The organism is Pedobacter sp. R-06, from assembly GCF_049913135.1.
Classification (GTDB): domain Bacteria; phylum Bacteroidota; class Bacteroidia; order Sphingobacteriales; family Sphingobacteriaceae; genus Pedobacter.
In genome coordinates this window covers 5,787,139-5,812,073 of the sequence record NZ_CP183977.1, presented here as the reverse complement: position 1 = coordinate 5,812,073, position 24,935 = coordinate 5,787,139, and the positions used below count along the sequence as shown (strand labels likewise).

At 38.2% G+C, this 24,935-nt stretch carries 28 protein-coding genes; 19 read left to right on the top strand and 9 right to left on the bottom strand.

All coding sequences use genetic code 11. From position 1 onward, the window contains the following. Positions 1–39: 39 nt before the first annotated feature. A complete protein-coding gene (locus ACN9MR_RS23565; RefSeq protein ID WP_426326941.1) occupies positions 40–1,128 on the bottom strand; it encodes an aspartyl protease family protein in 1,089 nt (362 codons plus the stop codon). Positions 1,129–1,338: 210 nt separating this feature from the next. Here ACN9MR_RS23565 and ACN9MR_RS23560 point away from each other — a divergent pair, with 210 nt between their 5' ends. The 4 genes from ACN9MR_RS23560 to ACN9MR_RS23545 are packed head-to-tail and all read left to right on the top strand — an operon-like array spanning position 1,339 to position 5,309. Then, positions 1,339–2,667, top strand: coding sequence for a D-alanyl-D-alanine carboxypeptidase (locus ACN9MR_RS23560; protein ID WP_426326940.1), 1,329 nt, complete (start codon positions 1,339–1,341; stop codon positions 2,665–2,667). A gap of 30 nt (positions 2,668–2,697) precedes the next feature. Continuing rightward, a complete protein-coding gene (locus ACN9MR_RS23555) occupies positions 2,698–3,723 on the top strand; it encodes a glycoside hydrolase family 18 protein (protein ID WP_426326939.1) in 1,026 nt (341 codons plus the stop codon). Position 3,724: 1 nt separating this feature from the next. Further along, on the top strand, positions 3,725–4,771 hold the full coding sequence (locus ACN9MR_RS23550; RefSeq protein WP_426326938.1) for an aminotransferase class I/II-fold pyridoxal phosphate-dependent enzyme: 1,047 nt from the start codon (positions 3,725–3,727) through the stop codon (positions 4,769–4,771). A 37-nt stretch (positions 4,772–4,808) separates the two neighbouring features. After that, entirely contained in the window at positions 4,809–5,309 is a 501-nt protein-coding gene (locus ACN9MR_RS23545; RefSeq protein WP_426326937.1) for a phosphoglycerate mutase family protein, read from the top strand. 294 nt (positions 5,310–5,603) lie between these two features. On the opposite strand, the gene ACN9MR_RS23540 is transcribed toward ACN9MR_RS23545, so the two are convergent. The 4 genes from ACN9MR_RS23540 to ACN9MR_RS23525 all read right to left on the bottom strand — a co-directional run bounded on the left by ACN9MR_RS23540 (position 5,604) and on the right by ACN9MR_RS23525 (position 9,910). Beyond that, positions 5,604–6,287 carry a M15 family metallopeptidase gene (locus ACN9MR_RS23540; protein ID WP_426326936.1) on the bottom strand — a complete coding sequence of 228 codons (684 nt, stop codon included), beginning with the start codon at positions 6,285–6,287 and terminating at the stop codon, positions 5,604–5,606. A gap of 162 nt (positions 6,288–6,449) precedes the next feature. After that, positions 6,450–7,676 (bottom strand): alanine dehydrogenase, encoded by a 1,227-nt coding sequence (locus ACN9MR_RS23535; RefSeq protein ID WP_426326935.1) that lies wholly within the window; start codon positions 7,674–7,676, stop codon positions 6,450–6,452. Positions 7,677–7,750: 74 nt separating this feature from the next. Next, positions 7,751–8,167 carry a tRNA (adenosine(37)-N6)-threonylcarbamoyltransferase complex ATPase subunit type 1 TsaE gene (gene tsaE / locus ACN9MR_RS23530; RefSeq protein ID WP_215124754.1) on the bottom strand — a complete coding sequence of 139 codons (417 nt, stop codon included), beginning with the start codon at positions 8,165–8,167 and terminating at the stop codon, positions 7,751–7,753. Between the two features lie 189 nt (positions 8,168–8,356). Beyond that, positions 8,357–9,910 carry a PglZ domain-containing protein gene (locus tag ACN9MR_RS23525; protein WP_057931049.1) on the bottom strand — a complete coding sequence of 518 codons (1,554 nt, stop codon included), beginning with the start codon at positions 9,908–9,910 and terminating at the stop codon, positions 8,357–8,359. Positions 9,911–10,021: 111 nt separating this feature from the next. On the opposite strand from ACN9MR_RS23525, the gene ACN9MR_RS23520 reads away from it, so the two are divergent. From ACN9MR_RS23520 to ACN9MR_RS23475, 10 genes are all read left to right on the top strand, one after another. Next, positions 10,022–11,245, top strand: a complete 1,224-nt coding sequence (locus tag ACN9MR_RS23520) for an HD domain-containing protein (protein ID WP_426326934.1) — start codon at positions 10,022–10,024, stop codon at positions 11,243–11,245. A gap of 122 nt (positions 11,246–11,367) precedes the next feature. Continuing rightward, positions 11,368–12,444, top strand: a complete 1,077-nt coding sequence (gene lpxD, locus ACN9MR_RS23515) for a UDP-3-O-(3-hydroxymyristoyl)glucosamine N-acyltransferase (RefSeq protein ID WP_426326933.1) — start codon at positions 11,368–11,370, stop codon at positions 12,442–12,444. Beyond that, the gene (locus tag ACN9MR_RS23510; protein WP_426326932.1) at positions 12,434–13,846 is read left to right on the top strand and encodes a bifunctional UDP-3-O-[3-hydroxymyristoyl] N-acetylglucosamine deacetylase/3-hydroxyacyl-ACP dehydratase; all 1,413 of its coding nucleotides are present in this window, start codon (positions 12,434–12,436) and stop codon (positions 13,844–13,846) included. The genes lpxD and ACN9MR_RS23510 overlap by 11 nt, the downstream gene beginning before the upstream one ends. After that, entirely contained in the window at positions 13,846–14,631 is a 786-nt protein-coding gene (lpxA, locus tag ACN9MR_RS23505) for an acyl-ACP--UDP-N-acetylglucosamine O-acyltransferase (protein ID WP_025141731.1), read from the top strand. The genes ACN9MR_RS23510 and lpxA overlap by 1 nt, the downstream gene beginning before the upstream one ends. Positions 14,632–14,704: 73 nt before the next feature. Next, the gene (locus ACN9MR_RS23500; protein WP_426326931.1) at positions 14,705–15,172 is read left to right on the top strand and encodes a GNAT family N-acetyltransferase; all 468 of its coding nucleotides are present in this window, start codon (positions 14,705–14,707) and stop codon (positions 15,170–15,172) included. 14 nt (positions 15,173–15,186) lie between these two features. Next, complete coding sequence (locus tag ACN9MR_RS23495) at positions 15,187–15,801, top strand: ABC transporter ATP-binding protein (RefSeq protein ID WP_426326930.1); 615 nt, start codon at positions 15,187–15,189, stop codon at positions 15,799–15,801. A gap of 454 nt (positions 15,802–16,255) precedes the next feature. Continuing rightward, on the top strand, positions 16,256–16,816 hold the full coding sequence (efp, locus tag ACN9MR_RS23490; RefSeq protein ID WP_426326929.1) for an elongation factor P: 561 nt from the start codon (positions 16,256–16,258) through the stop codon (positions 16,814–16,816). Positions 16,817–16,947: 131 nt separating this feature from the next. Then, on the top strand, positions 16,948–17,508 hold the full coding sequence (gene efp / locus ACN9MR_RS23485; protein WP_086548521.1) for an elongation factor P: 561 nt from the start codon (positions 16,948–16,950) through the stop codon (positions 17,506–17,508). A gap of 150 nt (positions 17,509–17,658) precedes the next feature. After that, positions 17,659–18,219: a 5-formyltetrahydrofolate cyclo-ligase gene (locus ACN9MR_RS23480; protein WP_426326928.1), complete on the top strand. Its 561-nt coding sequence runs from the start codon at positions 17,659–17,661 to the stop codon at positions 18,217–18,219. A 10-nt stretch (positions 18,220–18,229) separates the two neighbouring features. Then, a complete protein-coding gene (locus ACN9MR_RS23475) occupies positions 18,230–18,388 on the top strand; it encodes a hypothetical protein (RefSeq protein WP_157255332.1) in 159 nt (52 codons plus the stop codon). A gap of 165 nt (positions 18,389–18,553) precedes the next feature. Here ACN9MR_RS23475 and ACN9MR_RS23470 read toward each other — a convergent pair whose 3' ends face one another. The 3 genes from ACN9MR_RS23470 to ACN9MR_RS23460 form a co-directional block, all read right to left on the bottom strand. Further along, positions 18,554–19,546: a formimidoylglutamase gene (locus ACN9MR_RS23470; RefSeq protein ID WP_426326927.1), complete on the bottom strand. Its 993-nt coding sequence runs from the start codon at positions 19,544–19,546 to the stop codon at positions 18,554–18,556. Beyond that, positions 19,539–20,780 (bottom strand): imidazolonepropionase, encoded by a 1,242-nt coding sequence (hutI, locus tag ACN9MR_RS23465; protein WP_426326926.1) that lies wholly within the window; start codon positions 20,778–20,780, stop codon positions 19,539–19,541. The genes ACN9MR_RS23470 and hutI overlap by 8 nt, the downstream gene beginning before the upstream one ends. A gap of 91 nt (positions 20,781–20,871) precedes the next feature. Next, entirely contained in the window at positions 20,872–21,639 is a 768-nt protein-coding gene (locus tag ACN9MR_RS23460; RefSeq protein WP_426326925.1) for an exodeoxyribonuclease III, read from the bottom strand. Positions 21,640–21,729: 90 nt separating this feature from the next. Here ACN9MR_RS23460 and ACN9MR_RS23455 point away from each other — a divergent pair, with 90 nt between their 5' ends. Together ACN9MR_RS23455 and ACN9MR_RS23450 are read left to right on the top strand one after the other, a co-directional pair. Beyond that, positions 21,730–21,960 carry a hypothetical protein gene (locus ACN9MR_RS23455; RefSeq protein ID WP_426326924.1) on the top strand — a complete coding sequence of 77 codons (231 nt, stop codon included), beginning with the start codon at positions 21,730–21,732 and terminating at the stop codon, positions 21,958–21,960. Then, positions 21,951–22,241, top strand: coding sequence for a type II toxin-antitoxin system RelE/ParE family toxin (locus ACN9MR_RS23450; protein WP_426326923.1), 291 nt, complete (start codon positions 21,951–21,953; stop codon positions 22,239–22,241). The genes ACN9MR_RS23455 and ACN9MR_RS23450 overlap by 10 nt, the downstream gene beginning before the upstream one ends. Here the strand turns inward: ACN9MR_RS23450 and ACN9MR_RS23445 are convergent. Beyond that, positions 22,234–22,956 carry a peptidylprolyl isomerase gene (locus ACN9MR_RS23445; protein ID WP_426326922.1) on the bottom strand — a complete coding sequence of 241 codons (723 nt, stop codon included), beginning with the start codon at positions 22,954–22,956 and terminating at the stop codon, positions 22,234–22,236. The genes ACN9MR_RS23450 and ACN9MR_RS23445 overlap by 8 nt on opposite strands. 94 nt (positions 22,957–23,050) lie before the next feature. Between ACN9MR_RS23445 and ACN9MR_RS23440 the strand changes: the two genes are divergently transcribed. From ACN9MR_RS23440 to ACN9MR_RS23430, 3 genes are all read left to right on the top strand, one after another. Beyond that, positions 23,051–23,452 (top strand): HYC_CC_PP family protein, encoded by a 402-nt coding sequence (locus tag ACN9MR_RS23440; protein ID WP_057931037.1) that lies wholly within the window; start codon positions 23,051–23,053, stop codon positions 23,450–23,452. Positions 23,453–23,539: 87 nt separating this feature from the next. Next, positions 23,540–24,076, top strand: coding sequence for a heavy-metal-associated domain-containing protein (locus ACN9MR_RS23435; RefSeq protein WP_426326921.1), 537 nt, complete (start codon positions 23,540–23,542; stop codon positions 24,074–24,076). 1 nt (position 24,077) lies between these two features. Further along, positions 24,078–24,890, top strand: coding sequence for a hypothetical protein (locus ACN9MR_RS23430; RefSeq protein ID WP_426326920.1), 813 nt, complete (start codon positions 24,078–24,080; stop codon positions 24,888–24,890). The last annotated feature ends 45 nt before the right edge of the window (positions 24,891–24,935 follow it).

Sequence of the window (24,935 nt, the reverse complement as noted above, 5' to 3'; positions counted from 1 at the left end):
TTACACGACAATTCTTTTGTAACTGGAAAATTACGCTTTTCAGATCCTCTTTTCTAGCCGGACTACTTTAAAATAGACTTGATTATCCCTAAAAATTTCAAAAATTACACTTCGATCTGCTTTTGATTTAAACATTTCAGTAAGTTCATTTAAAGAATAGGCATCTATACTTTTGAAATTTACCGCAATAATTTCATCATCAGGGCATAGTCCTGCTTTTTCTGCCGGACTATTTTCGTCTATTTCTCCAATCAGAACTCTTTTATACTCTTTCTGATCGAGATAAAGCACCATACCTACCATATCGTGTTCGAAAGGAGTTTTGCTTAAACCATTTGGCTTAACATAAATAAAACCTCCCTGGTAATTAAACTGGATATTAAATTTCCGCAACAAATCAGCCCCAACGTTCCCGTTCCGTTTTGATAAATCGATCTTATCCGCAATACTCTTAAAATCAGGGAATCCTGCAACAACGTCTTTAAAAACATAGCCGCCTAAATTAAACTTGTCTACACGGCCAACATATCCCTTAATCTGGCCGCTAAGGCTCATCCCTAAATTTGCTTTAATTTTTTTTTCAGGTAGCGGGAATTCGGTCCCATGGAGCATTTCGAGCGATAAAGCATGGCTGGCTCCTGTGTCCATTAAAAATCTGGCCTCAACTGTTTTACTGCCTGGAACATCAACAGTGCCTAAAATATAGGGCTTCTGATTCTCGATCTCGATGGGTATTTTTTTGCCGCGGTATTTAATTTTGGCATCGTAATCATAAATAATCAGCCTGTTTTCACTATATCTTATATCAACAATAAAGCTATTAAAAAAACTGAAGCCCAGCAAGCCGTAAATTTTCAGGCCCAAATGCCCCGAAAGGTTAAAGAGATCTTCTTTTAAGATTGCTGTTGGTATATTCTTAATGCTTGTACTGCCTACCTTAACATCCAGACTTTGAGAAACATAGGCTTCAACTGTTTCAATGCCCAAGCCAGATACTTTAATTTTACGGAGTTTACTAAAATTCAACGAATCGATAATCGATGGATCGGTAATAATCATAGGTCCAACTCCGGTATCAAGAACAAAATCATAAGGCCCCTTACCATTTACATACACTGGGATAACCATTAGGTTTTTGATGCACTTAAAAGTAATTGACTGTTTTTGCCGGTTTCTTTTAAAAAGGAATTCCTGGCCAAACCCAGAAAAAAAAAGAAATACCAACCCCACACAAATTGTTAGTTTGCGTAAACAGATTATTACACCGGGGTTATATTTGGCTAACATTAAACTAAATTTAATAAATTAGTTGATAATTATGCCCCCTAAATTTAGAACATGTTTCCTTTAAAAAATCATAATTTTATTTTTCTCGCATTTGCACTATCTATTTGTTTGTTAACAAGTTGCTCAACCAATAAAATCATTTCAAAAAAAGTAGCTAAAGAATTTAAAAATTCACAGGTAATCAAACAATATCAGGTTGGCTTCGCCCTTTACAATCCTGTAGATAAAAAAATGGTTTTCCAGAAAGATGCCGATAAGTATTTCACCCCGGCATCTAACACCAAACTTTATACTTTTTTTGCCAGCTTAAAAATGCTGCCAGATTTGATGCCGGCTTTAAAATATATTGAACGGAATGATTCATTGATTTTTTGGGGTACAGGCGATCCGGCTTTTTTACAGTTTGCTGTAAAAGACAAATCGGCTTACAATTTTCTTTTGGCTTCGAACAAAAAACTATTCTTTTCTCCCGGACGATATTCTGGTAGTTTCTTTGGCGATGGCTGGTCGTGGGATGATTACGATTATTATTATCAGCCAGAAATTACCGAAATGCCAATTATGGATAACATGGTTACTTCTACTTATGCCAGTCCAAATAAAATCAATATCGAACCAAGGGTTTTTGCCTCCTGTTTCGAAATAGATTCTACAAAAAAGACGGGCAGCTTTCAGGTAAGCAGAGATTTTTTAAGCAACCGTTTTCATTATCCTGCCGTTTCAGTGCAACCAGGCTACAATCAGCAAAACCCATATAAAACCAGTATGCAGGTTACCGTCGAAATATTATCAGATACCCTGCACAAACCTGTCGGCATTATAAACTTAAAAATACCATCGTATGCTAAAACTTTATCGGGTGCGAAGCGTGATTCTGTTTTAAAACACATGATGCTACCCAGCGATAATTTTATCGCCGAACATTTGTTATTGGTTTGCTCCAACCAGATTGGCGATACACTGAGTACAACGAAAGCGATCGATTACATTACGAAAAACTACCTTTCTTTTTTGCCTGATAAAGTAAAATGGGTTGACGGATCTGGTTTGTCCCGTCAGAATTTATTTACGCCGCGTGATAATGTATACCTCCTTGATTCCATTTACAGGTTGGTAAACAATCCGGAAAAGCTGTTTAGTCTGTTACCTGCAGGTGGTAAAAGCGGCACATTAAAAAGTGCTTACCCAAAAACCGACAAACCTTTTGTTTTCGGGAAAACAGGTTCGCTCGGGGGTGTTCATAATCAAAGCGGGTATGTACTCACAAAAAAAGGCAAAATGTACATTTATTCTTTCATGAACAACAGCTTTGTAAAACCAACTGCCGAGGTACGTGCAGAAATGGTGAGGATAATCACTTATATACACAATACTTTTTAAGCATATGTAGTCTCAAAAAACACCGAACCTATGAAAAAATTCTACTTATTGATTGGCATTTCTACCCTGCTTATCATATCATCTTGTAAGAAAAATGATCCCATAACCGATCTTACAGAACCTCCTATCCCTACTACACCATATATTCCCGACAATAGCTTTAAAATTGTAAGCTATTTTCCAAGTTACCGAGATCCAGCCAGTGTTGCCGATTCGAAGTTCAAAATGATTACGCACCTCTTTTATGCTTTTCTAAATCCCAATACCGATGGAAGTTTAGCAGCGTTAGCACAACCGGGCCGATTTACAACCGTAATGCAAAAAGCAAGGGCAAATGGCGTAAAAACCGGCATTTCGATATCGGGCACGAAAAGTATTTTTGTAACCATGGCGGCATCTGCAACGGCTAGAAACCTGTTTGTAAAAAATGTGCTCACTTTTGCCAAAACAAATAATCTGGATGGTATGGATATGGATTGGGAATATCCAAGCACCAGCGATGGCTCGGCAGATAATTATGTATTATTAATGAAAGAGCTTTCAGATTCGCTACACAAATACCATAAATTTTTAAGTGCAGCCATAACCCCTGGTGTATACGCCGGCAGTATTCGGGATGGATTAAAATCGGAAGTTTTCCCTGTTGTAGATTTCTTTAATATTATGGTGTATGATGGCATTGGCTGGGATAAAAATGAGCCTATACAACATGCATCCTATAATATGGCCGTTGCCAGTTTAAATTATTGGTTAAGTACCCGCGGCATGCCAAAAGAGAAAGCTGTTCTGGGTATCCCGGCTTATGGTAAAAATGCCAACAATTCAGCTAAGGCCTATCGCGATTTTGTAACAGCGGGGGCTGATGTAAGTTTAGATAATGCATCAATTGATGGCGTTCAATTTTACTTTAATGGAACCATAACCACCAAGAAAAAAGCTAAACTCGCCAAAGATATTGCAAATGGAATCATGTTCTGGGAATTCTACCATGATGACAATGGCGATAAATCTATTATCCGTGCTGCCAATGATGAGCTTGGAAGAAACTACAATTAATATGAAACCTAACTTTAAATCGATTGATCAGCCTTTTTCTAATCACATAAATATTGAGGGGAACACCTATTTATATTTTGGAGGGACGGCCTATTTGGGCATTCCCAAAAATCAGGACTTTATTCATCTGTATATTAAAGGGATTAAAAAATTCGGTTTAAACAACGGAACAAGCCGCACCAACAACATTCAGCTTGGCATTTATGATGATGCCGAAAAAGTAGCTGCAGCACGCTACGGAGCAGAAGCCGCACTGATTACTTCGAGCGGGTATTTAGCTGCACAGCTTACCGTTAAGGATTTATCCAGATTGGGGGAAGTAATTTATGGCCCTGCAGCACACCCTGCACTTTGGTTGGTAGAAAATCAAACCAAAAACGTAAAATTATTTCGAGATTGGGAACAGGAAACGATTGAAAGAATAAATTCATCTGAAGAAAAAACCTGGATTTTGATCAGTAATTCGATGAACAATCTTATGCCAGAAATTTATGACTTCGATTTTGTAAAAGAGATCCGTAAGGATAAAAATATAATCCTTGTTGTTGATGATTCGCATGGAATAGGCATAAACAACAATGGCATGGGGGCCATCGTAAATCTTCCGAAACAAGAAAATATCGAAAATGTAGTGGTTGCCTCCATGGCAAAAGCACTAGGGATAGATGCAGGTATTGTTTTGGCCCCTAATAAAATCATCGATAAACTTAAAAGTACAAATACCTTTATTGGTGCTTCTCCATCTGGTCCGGCAGGGCTTTATGCATTTATCCATGCTGAAGAAATATACAAGACAGCATTAAATAAACTGAAAAGCAACATGCTGATGTTTGAATCGACATTAAATCTTACCTGGAAACACGAATATGGTTTTCCTGTATATTTGCTGGGCGATGTTAATTTCTCAGAACGCCTTCTGCAAGAGCAAATCTTAATTTCATCTTTTCCATATCCAAATCCTAACGACACACCTTTAGATCGTATAGTACTTTCCTCCTGGCATGAGAAAGAGGATATTGAAAGGCTGATAACAGCTATAAATTTTTAACCTTTCCTTATCCAATTAATTTTTGAATATTTATAACATGAAAAAACTGCTTGTATTACTGTCGTTAACGCTCCTCTTTGCCAACATAATTTCAGCCCAAACGACCACAGTTTGGATTGTTAGGCACGCAGAGAAAGACAAGTCTAACCCACAGGATACCAACCCTAATCTCTCTGATGAAGGAAGAATAAGAGCAGGAGATTTAGCAACTTACTTAAAGAAAGTAAAGTTTGATGTTGCTTTTGCCACACCGACAAAAAGAACGCACCAAACATTAGATTCATTGGTGATTCCGAAGGTAATCGATTATAAAGACGTTAAATCGCTTGTAGACAGCATTAAAACCAATTACGTTGGCAAAACCATTATTGTAGCAGGCCATTCTAATACCGTACTCGAGATTATTGAAGCCCTTGGCGGCAAAAAACCTAAAGAGGAATTAACAGATGATGATTACGATTACATTTTTGAACTGGCTGTAAAAGAGGATAAAGCGAAGGTAAAAATGGAGCAATACGGGAGGCCACATCATTTGTAATTTGTGATGTCAGGTGTTACCACCTGACAATTATAGCGCTAAATTTAGTGTAAGATGGTAACATCTTATACCACTGAAAATATCAATCCGAAAGATCCTGAAACAAGTTCAGGATGACGATCACGATTGATTAATAACCATTAATAAGTCAAGGAAATTAAGATTTACACGGAGGCACTGTGATTGCTTCGGTCGGCTCTTATCCAGCCTCGCAATTACGAATTATGCCAGGGTATACTCCCAGCCCAATGAACTAATGACTATTGAACAAATGAACTAGTGGTTAATGAACCTCTAAAGCTTCTCGAAGGGAATATCCATCAAATCGTACTTTTTCCACCCCGAGAAATCGTAGTGCCACCATTCGTTCTCTAGTACATTCATCTGATATTTACCCATTATAGCAATTAGAAAATCACGGTTTTTCTTAGCCTCAGGCGATACCTTTTCATATTTCGCCGCAGCAGCAGCCAAGAAACTATCGTAAGGGGTCGGCATGGTTACTTCTTTGCCAGTTTTCAGATCAATCAGCGTTAAATCTACCGCACAGCCCCTATTATGTTTAGATCCTTTCGCCGGGTTAGCCACAAAATTTTTATCACTGGCCTTTTTATAAAACTCAACGGTAATAGCATAAGGCCGGTAACCATCGAATATTTTCAAGCCATAGCCTTTTTTATTTAATTCTTTTTGGATTTTTTTTAACGATTCTACTACTGGTTTTCGGGCAAAAGCCCTTGCCTGTTTATACATGACCTGCTGCATAAAATTATTCTTAGTGGCGTAGCGGATATCTAATTTAATATTGGGAATGGCCTTTTTGATTTCAACCAATTCGTTATTCGGATCTGTTTTTATAGCTGCCAGGTATTGATTATAGGAACTCACCACCACCAGCTTTTTTACGGCAATGGGTTTATTTTGGGCGCTAACAACGACTGAGAGGAAGAAAAATAACGTAAAGAGATTGATTTTCATATAAATTGGTATTTGGCATAGGGCATTACCACTGTTAAGTTAAAACAGTTGTCAGTCTGAGCCTGTCTAAGACTTTTACATTTGAATAACCAACAAAATGTTTTTCGATAAGGACATTTCGTGATTTATCCGCTAAATCGATAGTCTCGTTGCTGCAAAGTTTTATTGATTCGAAACCACCAATAATTCAAGATCCTTAAATGGCAGATTGAACATATCAGCCAGATCTTTATTGGTACAATTTCCTTGATAAATATAAAGTGCTTCACGAATACCCGGGTTATTCCACACCATGTTCATTAAACCTCCAAACTCACCAATATCTAATAAAATAGGCGCAAAAATGTTCGTCAAAGCGTACGATGCCGTTCTTGGCACACGCGAAGCAATATTTGGCACACAATAGTGAATTACATCGTATTTTCTAAACACTGGATTGGTGTGATTTGTCACTTCAGATGTTTCAAAACAGCCCCCTTGATCAATACTTACATCAATTACCACCGAATGTGGTTTCATCCGGGCAACCGTTTCTTCCATTACGATGCATGGACTACGCCCGTGAGTAGCCCTAATGGCACCGATTACTACATCGCAGGTTACAATAGCCTTATTCAAAACAATAGGTTGCATTACCGAAGTAAACACCCTGCTTCCTAAATTATTCTGCAGGCGGCGTAAGCGGTAAATGGAGCTATCGAAAACTTTAACCTCGGCCCCCAATGCCAATGCTGTTCTGGCGGCATATTCGCCCACCGTTCCAGCACCCAAAATAACAATTTCCGTTGGAGGAACTCCAGTAAAGCCACCGAGCATTAAACCTTTTCCGCCCGTTACATTGCTCAAATATTCTGCAGCAATTAAAATAGAGGTCGACCCCACTATTTCGCTCATCGCGCGTACCACGCTGAGTACATTACCTTCATCGCGAAGGTTCTCAAAGCATAATGCATTAATTTTTTTATGCATCAATGCTTTCAGATAATCCTGCTTTAGCGTTCCGGTTTGCAATGAAGAAATAAGCGTTTGCCCTTTATGCATCATCTCAATCTCTTCCAACATGGGCGGTGCAATTTTCACCAGGATATCAGCATCGAAAACTTCTTTTTTATTGTAGGCAATTTTAGCGCCCTGCTCTGCATATTCGGTATCAGAAAAATTAGCCCCAGTACCAGCTCCACTTTCCAAAACAACACGGTGCCCATTGTTTATCAATAATGCAACAGACAAAGGCGTTAATGCAATTCTATTTTCCTGGAAAGAAATTTCCTTGGGTATTCCTATATATAGACTGTTTTTTTTATTTCTGGTTTCTAGCTTTGCCTCTTGCGTTTGTAGTAAACCCTGACGAGCTATATCGGCCATTCCTTCGCGTAATCCTGTAGCCATGTTGAATTTAAAATTTTGATAGTTTTAGGTTGTTCAAGGTAAGGAAAATCTGTTAATTTATTGATAACTAATTGTTATACCTTCGAAAATCTGAATAATCTGCGGTTTTCATCCAGCACATTTATCTCAATTTTAATATGTTTTTCGGGTAGCAACTCTTCCACTCGCTCAGGCCATTCTATTAAACAAACGCCACCACCATAAAAATATTCTTCATAGCCCAGATCATAAGCTTCATGAATATCTTTTATTCTATAAAAATCGAAATGGAAAACCGAACCCTTAGGACTTTCATATTCATTGACGATAGAATAGGTAGGGCTCGAAACCACATCGTCAACACCTAAATGTTTACAGAAATTTTTAATGAAGGTTGTTTTCCCGGCACCCATATCACCCTCAAAAATGAAGACTTTTTGGCCACTGGCAAAATCTGAAAGCTGTTGTGCAACAGCAGGTAAATCGGCTAAACTGTTAACTTCGATATCCATTTTAAGAAAATAAAGGCAAAAGTAATACATAATTGCATTGCTTTTGCCTTTTATAGGTCGTCATTTCGACCGTAGTGTTCCAAAGGAACTCCTTCGGAGGAGAAATCTTTCCCGAATCATCTCGTCAAAGATTTCTCTCCCGAAATTTCGGGACTGTGCTCCAGTCGAAATGACGAATTTATTTATGTTTTACCTCGGCGAATACGTCACCACCGGAATAATCATTTCTTCGAGTGAAATACCTCCATGCTGAAAGGTTTCATTATAATAATTCACAAACTGATTATAATTATTCGGATAAACGAAATAGCTGTCTTCTCTTGCAAAAATATAACTGCTGCTGATGTTGATTTTAGGCAACAAGGCATCATGAGGGTTTTTAATCAAAAACACTTCTTTTGCATTGAAATTAAGGTTTCTACCTTGCTTGTATCTTAAATTGGTGTTTGTGCTCCTATCGCCTATTACTTTAACCGGTTTTTTAACACGGATGGTTCCGTGATCGGTTGTAATGATCACTTTTACCTTTTTCTGTGAGATTTTTTTCAATAAGTCCCAAAGTGGCGAATGCTCAAACCAAGATAAAGTTAACGAACGATAAGCGGCATCATCATTAGCCAACTCGCGGATCATCTGCATATCCGTGCGGGCATGACTTAACATATCAACAAAGTTGAATACAATGGCATTGAAATCATTCTGCAACAAGTTATTGGTCTGATCAACAAGATCTTTGCCCTGCTCAAATGTGAGGATTTTATTATAACTGAATTTACAATCTTTTCTTAAACTACGTTTAATGTTATCGGCTAAAAAGGCTTCTTCGTGCATGTTTTTTCCGCCCTCATCATCATCGTTCTGCCACAGCTGTGGGAAACGTTTCTCCATATCCAAAGGCATCATTCCTGAAAAGATAGCGTTACGGGCATATTGTGTTGCTGTAGGCAAAATGCTTGTATACATATCTTCTTCATCGATCCTGAAATATTCAGAAATTAGCGGATTAATGATTTTCCACTGATCGTAACGTAAATTATCAATCAGAATAAAAAAGACAGGTGTGGTATCGTTAATATGTGGGAAAGCTTTTTTCTTTAACAGCTCATTAGAAAGCAACGGGGCTTTATCTTTTTCTTTAATCCAACCTAAATAATGTTCTTCGATAAATTTAGTAAACTGTGTATTGGCCTCCTGTTTCTGCATGGTTAAAATTTCATGCATTTGCGGATCATCGAGTTTTTCAAGTTCCAGCTCCCAAAAAACTATTTTTTTATACACATCCACCCACTCTTCATAATTCAGCCTATCGCCCAACGTCATGCCTAATCGACGGAAATCCTGCTGATAAGCCATAGAAGTTTTCTCACTTACCAGGCGTTTGTTATCAATCAGTTTTTTAATGGTTAACAAAACCTGCTTAGGGTTTACTGGCTTGATCAGATAATCATCAATCTTACTCCCAATCGCATCCTCCATTAAATTTTCTTCTTCACTTTTGGTAATCAGCACAACAGGAACATCCGGATTCAGGTTTTTAATGGCCGATAAGGTTTCAATTCCACTCATCCCCGGCATATTTTCATCCAAAAAAACCAGGTCAAAATGAGCTTTCCCAAATGCCTCCAACGCATCGTTCCCATTGGTAAATGTAGTTACATGATAACCTTTATCATTGAGCAATAATATATGAGGTTTTAATAAGTCGATTTCATCATCGGCCCATAATATTTTAGTTTCTTGCATGTTATTGTAAAAATAGGTAAGTATTGCCTTTTAATTTTGGCAGGTAAATCAAACTATAAATAAAAATAGCAATTTTTGTACCGTATCTATCTATTTAACTATTTTTAACGATTGAACAAGAAGAAAATAATAAATGACCCCGTATACGGTTTCATCAGCATTCCGTCCGAATTAGTTTACGATGTGATCTCACATCATTATTTCCAACGTTTGCGTTACATCAAACAGCTTGGAATGACTCATTTGGTTTATCCAGGTGCATTACATACGCGTTTCCACCATGCATTAGGCGCCATGCATTTAATGAGTTTGGCCATAAATCTTTTAAGAAGTAAAGGACATACCATAACCGATGGCGAAGAAGAAGCCGCCATTTTGGCCATTTTACTGCACGATATCGGCCATGGCCCTTTTTCGCACGCATTAGAACATTCTTTAGTAACTGGAATTAGGCACGAAGATATTTCGGCAAAACTGATGCACGATCTAAATGTGCATTTTGACGGGCGGTTAGCCCATGCCATCGAAATTTTTAATGGCACCTATCCTAAAAAGTTTCTTCATCAACTGATTTCCGGCCAGTTAGATCTCGATAGAATGGATTATTTAAACCGCGACAGCTTTTTTACAGGTGTTAGCGAAGGCGTAATCAGTTTCGATCGGATTATCAAAATGTTTAACATTTATGATGATGACCTGGTGATTGAGGAGAAAGGCATTTATTCTATCGAGAAATTTTTAATTGCCCGCAGGCTGATGTATTGGCAGGTTTATCTGCACAAAACCGTTATTGCTGGTGAGATGATTTTGGTAAAGCTATTAGAGCGTGCAAAAGAATTATCAGCCGCTGGAGCCGATTTATTTGCTTCACCATCATTAAATTATTTCTTAAAAAACGATATCAACGAGGCCAATTTCTTTGCGCAGCACGAAAATCTGGAGCATTTTACCAACCTGGATGATCAGGATATTTATGCAGCAGTTAAGGTTTGGGCCAAACATCCCGATAAAATTTTGTCTACGCTGTGTAAAATGCTCACCTCAAGAAACCTATATAAGGTAGAAATGGGTAACGAAAAAGCAAGTGATGACCGCGTAAACTTTTTGCAGGATGCAGCCATTAATTTATTAGAAATCAAGCCAGAAGAAGCAAGGTATTTTGTTTTTACCGATTCTATTCAAAACCGTGCATATAACGCAAGGGTCGGAAATATCAAGATTCTGATGAAAAATAACGATATTGTTGATATAGCAAAGGCATCTGATTTGTCTAATCTGGAGTCGCTACAGAAAACGGTAGAAAAATATATCCTCTGTTACCCCAGAGGGATTTAAGGTTATTTAACAAAATATTTAGGTTTTAGTGCCGTTTTAAGTCTTATTATTGTGTAAAATATACACAGTTTAACCCGAGCAGGTTTTTTTGTTCATATCAATTTAACATATACCTTTGTACGATGCAATTTACTGCCACGCAGATAAGTCAGTTTCTAAACGGTTCCATTGATGGTAACCCCGATGTAGCCGTTACCGAACTTTCTAAAATAGAAGACGGAAAGGAAGGCTCTTTGTCTTTTCTTTCGAACCCTAAGTACGAAAACTTTTTGTATTCTACTCAGGCGTCAGTTGTGATCGTATCGAAGGATTTCGCCCCTACACAACCATATACCAGTACATTAATACGTGTAGAAAATCCATATAGCGCCTTTACAATCTTGTTGGATAAATATAATGAAGCCGTTAATGCCCAGACCGCACAATCTGGAACGGATAAACTGGCTTTTGTTCACCCAACTGCGAAAATTGGCAAGAACGTGTTTATAGATGCTTTTGCCTATGTTGCCGAGAATGTAGAAATTGCCGATGGCTGTAGAATAAATGCGCAAACCTTTATCGGTGCGAATTCTAAAATCGGCGAAAACAGCACTTTTTTCCCTGGCGTAAAAATTTATCACAATTCGATAATCGGCAGCAGGGTCGTTATTCATTCCAATACCGTTATCGGAAGTGATGGCTTTGGTTTTGCTCCGCAAAAAGACGGTACTTACAATAAAATCCCGCAGATTGGAAACGTTATAATCGAAGATGACGTAGAAATTGGCGCAAATACAACTGTAGATCGTGCAACAATGGGATCAACAATTGTAAAGAAAGGTGCAAAAATCGATAACCTGATCCAGATTGCGCACAATGTAGAGATTGGCGAGAACACCGTTTTAGCCGCACAGTCGGGCATATCCGGAAGTACAAAAATTGGCCCCAATAGTGTTGTTGGCGGGCAAGTTGGAATAGCCGGACACTTAACATTAGCCAAGGGCACTCAGATTGGTGCACAGGCTGGTATCAATTTTAATATTACAGAAGAAAATAAACAATGGCACGGTAGTCCGGCGCAACCATTGCGCAACTGGATGCGTGCCTCCGTAATTTTCAAACATCTTCCAGATGTAGAAAAAAGAATAAACGCGCTCGAAGAGGAATTGAAAAAGCTTACAGCTGAACTGGAAAAGAATACAATACACAATGAACGTTAGACAAAAAACGATTAAACAAGAAATATCGGCATCTGGTGTTGGTTTACACACAGGTGCTAATGTTACTTTAACATTTTGCCCGGCCCCGGAAAATCATGGCTTTAAATTTCAGCGTATTGATTTAGATGGCCACCCGATTATCGAAGCCGATGCAGACAACGTTACCGATACCTCACGAGGCACTACGCTTACCCAAAATGGTGCTAGCGTAAGTACTGTAGAACACGTAATGGCATCGCTGGTTGGTATGGACCTCGATAACATACTCATTAAATTAGACGGACCAGAAACGCCAATTATGGACGGTAGTTCTATCCAGTTTGTTGATTTACTGGAGGAAGTAGGTACAGTTGAGCAAAATGCAGATCGTGAGTATTTCACCATTCCGCATAACATTACCTATACCGAAGAAGATAGAAAAGTAGAAATTGTAGCCATGCCGTTAGACGACTATCGTTTTACGTGTATGATCGATTACAATTCCCCTGTTTTGGGCAGCCAGCACGCCGGCATTAATACCATTGCAGAGTTCAAGAAAGAAATTGCTTCTTGCCGTACTTTCTGTTTCCTTCACGAGTTGGAATATCAGTTATCGCACAATTTAATTAAAGGCGGCGATTTAAATAATGCCATTGTAATTGTAGATAAAGAAGTTACGAAGGACGAATTAAGCCATCTGGCGAAATTGTTTAACCGTAAAGACATTGATGTTGCTCCTCAAGGGATTTTGAACAACATGGAGCTGCGTTATCAAAACGAACCTGCCCGTCATAAATTATTAGATATGATTGGCGATTTAGCTTTAGTCGGAATGCATTTAAAAGGGCATATTATGGCTGCCCGCCCTGGCCACGCCGCGAACGTTGCCTTTGCAAAAAAGATTAAAGCAGCGATTAAAAAAGAAAAAAACAAAAAAATACAAAAGGTATACGATCCAAACGCAAAACCATTATTTGATGTAGTTAAAATAATGGAGATTTTGCCGCACCGTCAACCGTTTTTATTCGTTGATAAAATCCTGGAACTTTCTAAAAATCACGTGGTAGGTGTTAAAAACGTAACCATGAACGAAGAATTTTTTAGAGGTCACTTTCCGGGAGCTCCGGTATTTCCGGGTGTATTGCAGATTGAGGCGATGGCCCAGGTAGGCGGAATTCTTGTACTGTGTACCGTTCCGGATCCTGAAAATTACCTTACTTATTTTTTAAAAATAGATAACGTACGTTTTAGAGCTCAGGTTCTTCCTGGCGATACTATTGTTTTCCGTTGCGATTTACTCGAACCAATCAGAAGGGGCATTGCCCAGATGAAAGGCGTAGGTATGGTTGGCGAAAAAATCGTTGTCGAAGCCGAAATGATGGCTCAAATTTCAAAAGTTAAACAAGCAGAACCCGCCCAATAATGATACAACCTTTAGCATATATACATCCTCAGGCAAAGATTGCCGAAAACGTGGTAATTGAACCTTTTGTAGTGATACATAAAGACGTTGTGATTGGAGAGGGAACATGGATCGGATCGAACGTTACCATTATGGATGGTGCACGTATTGGTAAAAACTGCCGCATATTTCCTGGCGCTGTTATTTCTGGCGAACCACAGGATTTAAAATTTGCCGGCGAAATTACTACTGCAGAGATTGGCGACAATACCACGATACGCGAGTGCGTTACCATTAACCGGGGTACCAAAGATAAATGGAAAACCACGATCGGCAGTAATTGTTTAATTCAGGCTTATTCGCACATTGCGCACGATTGTGAGGTTGGCAATAACTGTATTTTCTCAAACAGCACCACTTTAGCCGGTCACATTACCATTGGAAACAATGTAGTTTTGGCAGGTTTGGTTGCAATACATCAATTTGTTAAAGTGGGTTCTTATGCTTTCGTAACCGGTGGTTCATTGGTACGTAAAGATGTTCCGCCCTATGTAAAAGCGGCCCGCGAACCACTTTCATACGCGGGGATTAATTCTGTTGGTCTGCGCAGAAGAGGTTTTACCAATGAGCAGATTGACGAAATCCAAGAGATTTATCGTGTACTTTTCGTAAAACACAATAACGTAACGAAAGCTTTAGACATGATCGAAGCCGAATTTAAACCAACAGAAATCCGTGATGAAATTGTAGATTTTATCCGTAATTCTAACCGTGGTGTAATGAAGGGCTTTGGAATGGGAAGCTAATTAAGATAGAAGGCTGAAGGGTTTGAGGTAGAGGGTAAAATCCATTGCCTTAACCAAATTCAAACAAATATTCATGAGTGATTTAACGCTAATCAGAACCGATTCAGACAATGCCGATTTTAGGACATTGGTTGCTTTATTGGATCAGGATTTAGCCATTAGAGATGGTGATGATCATACCTTTTATGCGCAGTTTAACAAGGTTGATGCTATTAAAGAAGTGATTATTGCCTATCAAGATGGAACTGTTGTTGGCTGCGGTGCCATAAAACCTTTTTCAGCAACAGAAGCCGAAGTTAAAAGAATGTTTGTACATCCAGATTATAGGAAGCAAGGCATAGCTGCTAAAGTTTTAAATGAATTAGAAAACTGGGCTACTGAACTCGGTTTTGCTGCATGTATTTTAGAAACCGGCAAAAAACAACCCGAGGCCATTGCACTTTACCAAAAAGTGGGCTACCACATTATACCCAACTACGGACAATATATTGGCGTTGATAACAGCGTTTGTATGACTAAACCGCTTATCGCTAAGCCCTAAATGCCCTGCTGCAAATGAATATCTCTTTAAATAATGTTGGCAGAAGGTTTAATAAAGAGTGGATTTTCAGGAATTTAAGTACTGAATTTTCTTCTGGTAATAGTTATGCAATACTGGGACCTAATGGCTCTGGAAAATCAACGTTATTGAGTGTTCTAACGGGTAGTTTATCTCCTTCTGAAGGAGAAATCTCGTTCTCAGATACCAAGGAAATTCCTGTAGAAAATATCTACAAATACATCAGCCTAGCTGCGCCGTATCTCGAACTGGTTGAAACATTTACCTTAAAAGAGAGCATTGATTTCCATTTTAAATTCAAAAATTTTGCTCCGGGGCTCGATTCAAAAAAGCTGATCACTATACTGGGACTAGAAAAAGCAGCGAACAAACAAATCAAGTACTTTTCATCGGGAATGAAGCAAAGAACCAAACTAGCTTTGGCATGTTGTACCGATACACCAATTTTATTTTTAGACGAGCCAACGAGCAATTTAGACGTTCAGGGAATAAATTGGTACCGCGAATTGATCGAAAATTTTGGAAAGGACCGCCTAACAATAATTGGCTCCAACCAAATACAAGAATACGATTTCTGCACAAACCAGATACAAATATCAGATTACAAGTAAGTTATCGTAAAAATCCAACTTCTACAAAACGTCTGTTTTGTCATACATTTGTATTATAAATAAATTTTTCAGAAAATATTTTCTACTTCACAAATTATACTTACCTTTGCACCACCAAAAAGAGAAACAATTATTTAATTTATCTCTTCAAGTAAAAGATCATATTTTCCGTATTTCGGAATCAAAATATATAGCCCGTAAAAGGCAAAGAGTTTTTCATAGTTTAGTTTGAGGTTTAGGTTGATTATGCCTTTGGAGTGGTTCCCAAAGGCATTTCTTTTATACGCGGATTTTTAAGGTTAATGTTCCCTAAAAACAATCATCCGCATATGTTTTTCAGACCAATTAACTAATGACTATTGAACCAGGGAACCACAGATTTTCCTTTCCAAATCATCATTCATTTTTTTAACTTTGGTGCTCAAAAATTAACAAAACTATATTTCATTATAAAATGGCAAAGGCATCAGAAGTAAAAAGCGGAAATGTGCTTCGTTTTAACGGAGAGTTGGTAAGTGTAGAAGAGTACATTCACCGTACTCCAGGAAATTTAAGGGCTTTTTATCAGGCCCGCATGCGCAATGTAAAAACCGGCAAAATTGTAGAGTACCGTTTCCGTACCGATGAAGAGGTGACCATTTGCCGTGTAGAAACCAACGACTATCAATATCTTTATGAAGATGGCGATTATTTGGTGGTGATGGACAACAACACTTTCGAGCAATACAATATCCCTAAGTTGCTTTTCGGAAATTCCATTAAGTTTTTAAAAGAGGGCATGAATATAACCATCGCTTTTGAAAGCGATGAACCAATTGTTGCCCAGCTCCCTAATAGCGTAGAGCTAGAAATTACCTACTCTGAACCCGCTGTAAAAGGCGATACCTCTACCAGTGCACAAAAATATGCCACTGTAGAAACAGGTGCCGAAATCAGAGTCCCTTTGTTTATCAACCAGGGAGATAAGGTTAAGGTTGATACCAAAACGGGCGAATACATGGAGCGGGTAAAATAGTATAACTGGAGGTCTAAATTTCCTTAAACCCTATGCCTTATACCTTAAACCTTTATAGGTTTTTATCAAAATAATTTTACCTTTGCCGTCACGAAAAACTGAAATATAAATCCAATTTAGGATAACACAATATGGCAAAAGCATCAGAAATTAAAACAGGTAACATTCTTCGTATAAACAACGAACTGGTTACTGTTGACGAATGGAATCACCGTACACCAGGAAAAGGCGGGGCGTTTTACACTGGTAAATTCCGTAACATTAAATCAGGCAGAATTGTTGAAGCACGTATGAATACCGACGAAGCGGTAGAAATATGCCGTGTAGAAACCAACGATTACCAATATTTATACGAAGAAGGTGACTATCTGGTAGTAATGGACAATAACAGCTACGAGCAGTTTAATGTAGAGAAAGCTTTATTTGGTTCGGCTATTAAATTCTTAAAAGAAGGTATGAACATTATTGTTTCGATGGAAAGCGAAGAAGCGATTATGGCTCAATTACCAAACTTTGCTGAATTCGAAATCACCTATTCGGAACCAGCTGTTAAAGGCGATACTTCTACAAACGCACTAAAAGCTGCAACATTAGAAAATGGTGTTGAGGTAAAAGTTCCAATGTTTGTAAACCAAGGAGACAAAATTAAAATCGATACCCGTACCGGCGAATACGTTGAGCGTGTAAAATAACTTGATTAGAATATATGAAAGCCTCTGAAGTGAATGCTTCAGGGGCTTTTTGGTTTATACATTTAGACCTGTAAGGTTTTAAAAACCTTACAGGTCTGTAAAAACAACCCGCTTCGCTCTCTTGTTATAAAAAACATAAATTTGAATACGATGTTAAAAGCCGAAATCAGAAAGAAAGCGTTAAAAGACAGATTATTGCTCAACGATGCAGAATACGAAAACCTAAGCGAAGCTCTCTTAGACAGGTTTAAAACGCTCGATTTTAGCCAAATTAAAACCCTGCATATCTTTTTGCCCATCACCGAAAAAAAAGAGCCCAATACTTTTTTACTGATCGAATGGCTTAATAAAACCCACCCGGAAATTAAAATCATTGTACCTAAAGCCGATTTTGAAACCGCTTTAATGACCAATCACGAATATTTAGGCCTAGGCGATTTAAAGAAAAACCTGTATAATATCCTCGAACCGCAAAAGGGAAACCTGCACGAGGGCGAGGTAGATCTTGTTGTTATTCCACTTTTAGCTTTCGATAAACAAGGCTACCGGGTAGGTTATGGTAAGGGCTTTTACGATCGTTTTTTACAGGATATAAATGCTCAAAAAATAGGCTTATCTTTGTACCCTGCTATTGAAAAAATCGATGATGTAAATGAACACGACATCAGGTTGGATTTTTGCATTACGCCAACAGAAATTATAAAATTTTAAGCTTAACAGCATGCCACAGGAAATCGTTATCAAAACCGAAAAACAATACGAAGACAATATGATTGCGGTATTCGAATTACAGGAAAAAGAAGAATTAACGGCCGAAGACCTGAAACAGATCGAACTGATGTTGAAGGCGGGAGAAAAATACGAAGCGGAGCATCTGTAAGATTCTACCCGCGAATCGTCACCCTGAACTTGTTTCAGGGTCTGTTTGCAAAATATCAATCTCACAATTAATCAAAAAAGGAAAGATGCTGACCACGTAGTAGCTACAAGGCAATTGAAAATACTATTTCTACTTGTAAAATAAATTCAGCATGACGATCTCTCGTTAGAAACGCTGTGCTTTAACAAAATCACTCACCAAATAAGCAACCAGTTTCGACGTTAGCCTGCTCACCCTACCATCTAACATCCGTGTAGCTCCCTCACTAATGTGCAAATAAGAAAATTGCTTTGCGCTAGTCAAAATTAACTTTCTGATATCGTTAACTGCAAAACCAGATGGTGTTTCGGCGCTGGAAAGCACATTCTGAACACAGTCCAGATCGATTTCCAGGCCCGCAACTGAACCTATTTCATTCACTATGTCAGTAAAGTTAGCGCCAGTTAAAATATCGTCAAAAAAAATAGCCTTAAGCTTTGGGTTTGTATCTATTTGATTTAAAATAGCTTCATTATTATAGTTTTGATGCAAGCCATACATGAAATAATTATTCAAGTAGTTTTCTTTTAATGCATAAGAAAACCCGTTCCCGCTGTGTCTGCCTTCCAACTCTCTTAAATCAGCATGAGCATCTACATTTAAAACAGCTATTGGGCTTTTATGTGCTAAAGAAGTACCCTTAATTATTGGATAAGCATTATTATGACCACCACCAATCACAATAGGTATTTTGCCTGCAGCTACAATTTTTTCAATTACGGGATAAACCAGCTCATCAATCTGTGCTACTTTGTTTCTTAAACCCATTATGGAAGAATCTTCGGGCTCATCGATTTCGAAATGACCTAAAACCAAAACTTCTTTGCCGTTTAAAAAGCGGTTGCTTTGGGCATTTAAAAAAGCCACCAAACTTGGCCGCCACATAGAGGCTGCACCAGCAATGCCTATGTTTGCACGTACGCCAATGTCTTCTGGAATACCTAACAGTACAAATTTAGAACTACTGGCTCTTAATCCTTCTACTGAAATTCTGTCACTTGATGAAGCTCCCTCATCGTGTTGGTACACACTAACCCTTTCGCCCAGTTTGGTTTCACCATCGCGGGCAATGATTAAATGATCGATGTCGCGCTGCGAATATATTTTAAGGTTATCCATTATAAATTTCACCGTTTAAAATAACAGTTTCTATTTGCGTTTCGCCAAAGCTATATGGCAAATAGGCAATCGAAGGCATCGGTTTGGTTATAAACAGGTTCGCTTTTTTACCGACAGTAATGCTTCCATAATCTTCACTCATCTCCATTGCTGCCGCACCGTTTAATGTTGCTGCATTTATCGCCTGTTCTGGGAACATCTTCATTTTAATACATGCAAGTGACACCACAAAATTCATATTTCCTGAAGGTGTTGAACCAGGATTGTAATCGGTAGCCAAAGCAACTGGCAAATCGGCTTTAATAAAGCTTTTGGCATCAGCAAAAGGAATACCTAGGTAAAACGAACAAGAAGGGAGTAATGTTACAACGGTCTCGGCATTTCTTAACGTTCGGATCGTTTCTTCATCGCTTTCCTCAAGGTGATCAACTGAAATGGCGCTATTTTGCACAGAAACCTCTACTGCCCCCGAAACGGAAAGCTGATTGGCATGCACTTTTGGTTTTAGCCCATATTTTGCACCCGCCTTTAATACCTGATCGGTTTCTTCAACAGAGAAAAATCCTTTTTCGCAAAAAACATCAATATAGTCAGCCAGCTTTTCTGCTGCTATCTGAGGCAGCATTTCATTAATAATTAAATCGATGTATCCCTGATGGTTGTTTTTAAATTCAGCTGGATAAGCATGGGCAGCTAAGAAAGTTGCTTTTATCGGAATCGGAAATTGATTTTTTAGCCTGCGGATTACCCTGAGCATTTTGATTTCACTCTCTGTGGTTAATCCATATCCGCTTTTAATTTCAACGGCACCCGTTCCCTGAAGAATCATCTGCTCTAATCTCACAGATGCACTTTCAAACAACTCATCTTCAGAAGCTTTTTGGAGTTTATTAGCAGAATTTAGAATCCCTCCTCCTGCAGCCGCAATTTCTTCGTAGCTTTTGCCCTGGATTTTCATTGCAAATTCTTCCTCGCGCGAAGCAGCAAAAACAATGTGTGTATGGCTATCGCACCATGAAGGGAAAATATATCTGCCTTCTGCTGAGATGTGAGAGGAGAGATTCGAGATATGAGATGGGATTGAATCCATCTTACCAAAATCCTTAATCAGACCATCTTCAATTAAAAGCCAGGCATTTTCGAGGACAGGTAACGAATCTAATTCACCGCCACGCAACACTAATTTATCTTTGGAATGTAAGCCTGCCAGGCCTTTTATATTTGTGATTAACATCTGGTTAGATTGAAGGTTAATTGTTTAAACTGTTTAATCGGGTTTTGGTTACAGTTAACCGATTTAAACAATTAATCAGTTAACCAAATACTTAATCGATCTCTAAAAGAACCGGGCAATGATCGGAATGGATTGCATCGGGTAAAATTCTAACATTTTTCAAACGGTTTTCCATAGGCTTCGTAGCCAAATGGTAATCAATCCGCCAACCCAGGTTCTTCCCTCTCGAGCCCGCTCGATAACTCCACCAGGTATAGTGATGTGGGTCTTTATTAAAATGACGGAAAGTATCGATGAAACCATTATCCAAAAATAACTGCATCCACTCGCGTTCCTCTGGCAAAAAGCCCGATGAATTGGCGTTTGATTTTGGGTTATGAATATCGATGGCTGTATGGCAGATATTGTAATCGCCACTTACAATTAGATTTGGGATCTCTTTGCGCAATTCTCCAATATACGCATCAAAAAACCGCATAAATTCGTACTTTTTAACCTGACGTTCATCTCCGCTCGAGCCAGACGGCATATAAAGGCTCATTAAAGAAAAACCATTAAAATCAGCCCTTAAAATCCTGCCCTCTTTATCTATCCATTCTTCACCACAGCCAAATTCGATATGATTTGGTTTAATTTTAGTCAGAATTGCCACACCACTATATCCTTTTTTTTCGGCAGGGAACCAATAATGATGGTAGCCAAGTTGCTCAATCAGGGCAATAATTTCTGGAATCTGCACCGGCAGGGCCTTTACTTCTTGCAGGCATACCATATCAGCATCTGTAGCCTGAAGCCAGCCAAAAAAGTTTTTGGTACTTGCCGCCCTAATCCCATTAACGTTATAGGAAATAATCTTCATTCAATAAATTTCAATTGTTGTGGGCGGTAAATTTAGAAATTAATTGAATAAATGCTTAGTAATTCAGATTTGCTTTCGTTAAATTTGTTTATGAGCATTGAAGAGCTAAAAATAGAGATCGCAAAAAAAGTATTCGAAACAGATGACGAAAATCTTTTGTCAGAGTTAGACATGCTTTTAAACTACAGCGAAAAGGTTGTTTTAGAGGAACTACCGAAACATGTTCAAGAGGGTATTAAAAGAGGGTTAAAGCAAGCTGAAGAAGGGAGATTAATCCCTTATGATGAAATTAAAAGAAGACTCTCTGAGAAATGGCATTAACAGTTTCTTTTTCAGAAGAAGCATACGAAACACTACTCGGCATTGGAATGTTCATCGAGGAAATCTGGGGATATGATTACGCTGAAAAATTTATCCACAGTGTTTATAAAAAAATTGATTTAATTGCCATTCAGCCATTCATTTACGAACCCATTTTATTAAACAGTCAAGTTAGAAAAGGCGTAGTTTCGAAATATACTTCTTTCTACTATAGGGTTTATCAAGAAGAAATTAGAATTCTGTTCTTCTTTGATAACAGACAAGATCCATTAATTACATAACCGTTTTATCTTTCAAAGAACCCTGCAGTAACTGCTTCTCTAACTTTTTCGCGGCTCTTCTTTTTAAAACGGTAACTTCCATTTTCACATCCTGCTTTGGACGGTTGTTTTTATCAGTTGCCAGAACGGCTATTTTATCTACCATATCCAAACCAATCACTATTTCACCATAAACGGTATAGTTCCGATCCAAATGAGGCGTACCACCTATCGTTTTATATACCTCACGCTGCCATTCAGGGATCTTAAATTTTAAACGTTTCTCTTCAACACTATTTAACTGCTGATCGGTAAAAATTTTTCCCTGAACCAGGTAAAACTGACTACCACTCGATGCTTTGGCCGGATTAACATCATCACCTTCCCTGGCAGCAGCCAAAACCCCTTTTTTGTGAAACAAGCTATCATTAAATTCCGCAGGGATCGTATATTTTGGTCCGCCATTGCCCAACAACGAATCTGGCTTGGCATTTTTAGAATCGGGATCACCACCCTGGATCATAAAATCTTTAATCACCCGGTGAAATAAAACACCATTGTAATATCCCGATTTGGTTAATTTCAAAAAGTTATCGCGGTGTAAGGGGGTTTGATTATATAGCCTAACGATGCATTCTCCAAATTCGGTTTTAATGCGTACATATTGATTTTTAGGCTTTGCAGCAAATGCTGAAAGTATCGAAAAGGCGCAGAGAAATAATAATATTTTCTTCATTTAATTGGTGTTTAAGGCTAAAGTAAGCTAAAAAATGAAATTCAATAAATAATTACTGGTATTATTCGATATTTTTTCCCTTACCTTTGTATTAATGAAGTTAAAACAAAAAATAGCACTTTCTTTGGCTGTATTCTATGCAGTTAGTGTTATGGGTTTGGCTTTAAGTCTCCATTTCTGTGGGGGCAAACTAGAAAATGTTAAACTTTTTAGCAATGAGGTTTCATGCAAATTCTGCAAAGACATTCCCGCCGAAAAGAAAGATGATGGTTGCTGCAAAAATACCCAGGTAACTGTAAAAGTTAAAGATAGTCACCAAACAGCGGCACAGGTACAAATGCCAAAGTTGTTTTCAATCCAACTTTTTCTTCATCCTCCGGTTTTAGAATTTCTGACGAACATTACTCCGAAATTTTTCAGTAAAATTTCCAATAAAGCCCCGCCACTTTCCTCGCGGATTGCCCTGCATATTTTCAATTGTATTTTTAGGAATTAGGATTTTAAATATCGGCTCGTCAATGCATCATTTTGCATTTCGACAGGCTCAATGTGATATTTTCTTAAATTCTAATTCAAAAAAATCATGAAAGCAATAAAAATATTCAGCATCATTATGCTATTCTTCGCCGTTAATGTTTCGGCACAACAAATATCTACAGCCGATTTACAGGTAACTGGTTTAACCTGCTCAATGTGCTCAAATGCAACACAAAAATCGTTAGAAACGCTAAACTTTATCAGCAGCGTAAAACCCGATTTAAACAAAAACACCTTTATTCTAACCTTTAAAAAAGATGCCAATATCAATCTTGATTTGGTTCGCAAAAAGGTTCAGGATGCTGGTTTTTCGGTTGGTGGTTTAACCGCAAGTTTCAATTTTAACCAGGTAAAAATAGACGATAAAGGTCAGGCAGTTGTTGATGGCAATGTATATCGTTTTGTAAATGCTAAAAGCAAAACACTTAATGGGACTGTAAAAGCCAGTATAGTAGACAAAAACTTCATCTCAGGTTCAGCATTTAAGAAGCAAGCCACAACTGCTAATTCTGATGCTTATGCAAGTGGTACTGGCATAGTTAACGGTAAAAAAACACGTATTTTTCACTTAGTTCTTTCTTAGGATGAGGCGGATATTCGTATTGGCGCTGATGATTATCGGTGCCTATACAAATGGTTTTGCACAAGAACTATATGTATTTACCGAACCTGCCAGTAACATGCCAACCAAATCGATTGGTGTAAGAATTACGAACGAAGGCATGTTCAATAATCCCGGTTTTGTAAGCAGAACTATTCCAGAGGTAATGATCGGCTTTAATAAAAACCTGATGATGCACACACAGGCTTTTCTATCTGATATGGATGGAAAATACCGCTTAGAAGGCGGGAGTCTTTACGCAAAGTACAGATTTTTATCTCTAGACGAAGCACATAGCCACTTTAGGGCATCAGCCTTTGGAAGGGTAAGTACCAGCAAGAGGCCAACTTATACCAGAGACATTAACCTCGAAGGTGACAACAGTGGTATACAGGGTGGATTAATTTTTACGCAGCTTTTGCACAAACTGGCACTATCAACAACATTGGGTTATACGCATGCTTTCGAAAACAGCGATAGGCAAATTGCCGGAATGCCACAGCCAAAAAATATGTTATCGTATAGTTTATCATCGGGTTATCTGGTTTTGCCTGTGGTTTACAAGGATTACAAGCAGCCGAACTTTAACGTATATTTAGAGTTATTGGGCAAAACAGATCCAAGTAGCGGTCAATCTTACCTGGATATAGCCCCAGCAATACAGATGATTTTGAATAGTACAACACGTATCGATTTGGGTTACCGTTTTCAGGCGACTGGAAATATGGCTAACCGGTATACCAAAAATATGTATCTGATTCGGGCAGAATTTAATTTCTTTAACGTTTTAAAATAATATATAAACAAATGAAACCATCATGGTTTTCATATTAAACTGAAC

Coding starts and splice junctions, on each gene's coding strand:
- ACN9MR_RS23565 (WP_426326941.1), bottom strand. CDS start 1,128: ATGGTTATCCCAGTGTATGTAAATGGTAAGGGGCCTTATGATTTTGTT.
- ACN9MR_RS23560 (WP_426326940.1), top strand. CDS start 1,339: ATGTTTCCTTTAAAAAATCATAATTTTATTTTTCTCGCATTTGCACTA.
- ACN9MR_RS23555 (WP_426326939.1), top strand. CDS start 2,698: ATGAAAAAATTCTACTTATTGATTGGCATTTCTACCCTGCTTATCATA.
- ACN9MR_RS23550 (WP_426326938.1), top strand. CDS start 3,725: ATGAAACCTAACTTTAAATCGATTGATCAGCCTTTTTCTAATCACATA.
- ACN9MR_RS23545 (WP_426326937.1), top strand. CDS start 4,809: ATGAAAAAACTGCTTGTATTACTGTCGTTAACGCTCCTCTTTGCCAAC.
- ACN9MR_RS23540 (WP_426326936.1), bottom strand. CDS start 6,287: ATGAAAATCAATCTCTTTACGTTATTTTTCTTCCTCTCAGTCGTTGTT.
- ACN9MR_RS23535 (WP_426326935.1), bottom strand. CDS start 7,676: ATGGCTACAGGATTACGCGAAGGAATGGCCGATATAGCTCGTCAGGGT.
- tsaE (WP_215124754.1), bottom strand. CDS start 8,167: ATGGATATCGAAGTTAACAGTTTAGCCGATTTACCTGCTGTTGCACAA.
- ACN9MR_RS23525 (WP_057931049.1), bottom strand. CDS start 9,910: ATGCAAGAAACTAAAATATTATGGGCCGATGATGAAATCGACTTATTA.
- lpxD (WP_426326933.1), top strand. CDS start 11,368: ATGCAATTTACTGCCACGCAGATAAGTCAGTTTCTAAACGGTTCCATT.
- ACN9MR_RS23510 (WP_426326932.1), top strand. CDS start 12,434: ATGAACGTTAGACAAAAAACGATTAAACAAGAAATATCGGCATCTGGT.
- lpxA (WP_025141731.1), top strand. CDS start 13,846: ATGATACAACCTTTAGCATATATACATCCTCAGGCAAAGATTGCCGAA.
- ACN9MR_RS23500 (WP_426326931.1), top strand. CDS start 14,705: ATGAGTGATTTAACGCTAATCAGAACCGATTCAGACAATGCCGATTTT.
- ACN9MR_RS23495 (WP_426326930.1), top strand. CDS start 15,187: ATGAATATCTCTTTAAATAATGTTGGCAGAAGGTTTAATAAAGAGTGG.
- efp (WP_426326929.1), top strand. CDS start 16,256: ATGGCAAAGGCATCAGAAGTAAAAAGCGGAAATGTGCTTCGTTTTAAC.
- efp (WP_086548521.1), top strand. CDS start 16,948: ATGGCAAAAGCATCAGAAATTAAAACAGGTAACATTCTTCGTATAAAC.
- ACN9MR_RS23480 (WP_426326928.1), top strand. CDS start 17,659: ATGTTAAAAGCCGAAATCAGAAAGAAAGCGTTAAAAGACAGATTATTG.
- ACN9MR_RS23475 (WP_157255332.1), top strand. CDS start 18,230: ATGCCACAGGAAATCGTTATCAAAACCGAAAAACAATACGAAGACAAT.
- ACN9MR_RS23470 (WP_426326927.1), bottom strand. CDS start 19,546: ATGGATAACCTTAAAATATATTCGCAGCGCGACATCGATCATTTAATC.
- hutI (WP_426326926.1), bottom strand. CDS start 20,780: ATGTTAATCACAAATATAAAAGGCCTGGCAGGCTTACATTCCAAAGAT.
- ACN9MR_RS23460 (WP_426326925.1), bottom strand. CDS start 21,639: ATGAAGATTATTTCCTATAACGTTAATGGGATTAGGGCGGCAAGTACC.
- ACN9MR_RS23455 (WP_426326924.1), top strand. CDS start 21,730: ATGAGCATTGAAGAGCTAAAAATAGAGATCGCAAAAAAAGTATTCGAA.
- ACN9MR_RS23450 (WP_426326923.1), top strand. CDS start 21,951: ATGGCATTAACAGTTTCTTTTTCAGAAGAAGCATACGAAACACTACTC.
- ACN9MR_RS23445 (WP_426326922.1), bottom strand. CDS start 22,956: ATGAAGAAAATATTATTATTTCTCTGCGCCTTTTCGATACTTTCAGCA.
- ACN9MR_RS23440 (WP_057931037.1), top strand. CDS start 23,051: ATGAAGTTAAAACAAAAAATAGCACTTTCTTTGGCTGTATTCTATGCA.
- ACN9MR_RS23435 (WP_426326921.1), top strand. CDS start 23,540: ATGAAAGCAATAAAAATATTCAGCATCATTATGCTATTCTTCGCCGTT.
- ACN9MR_RS23430 (WP_426326920.1), top strand. CDS start 24,078: ATGAGGCGGATATTCGTATTGGCGCTGATGATTATCGGTGCCTATACA.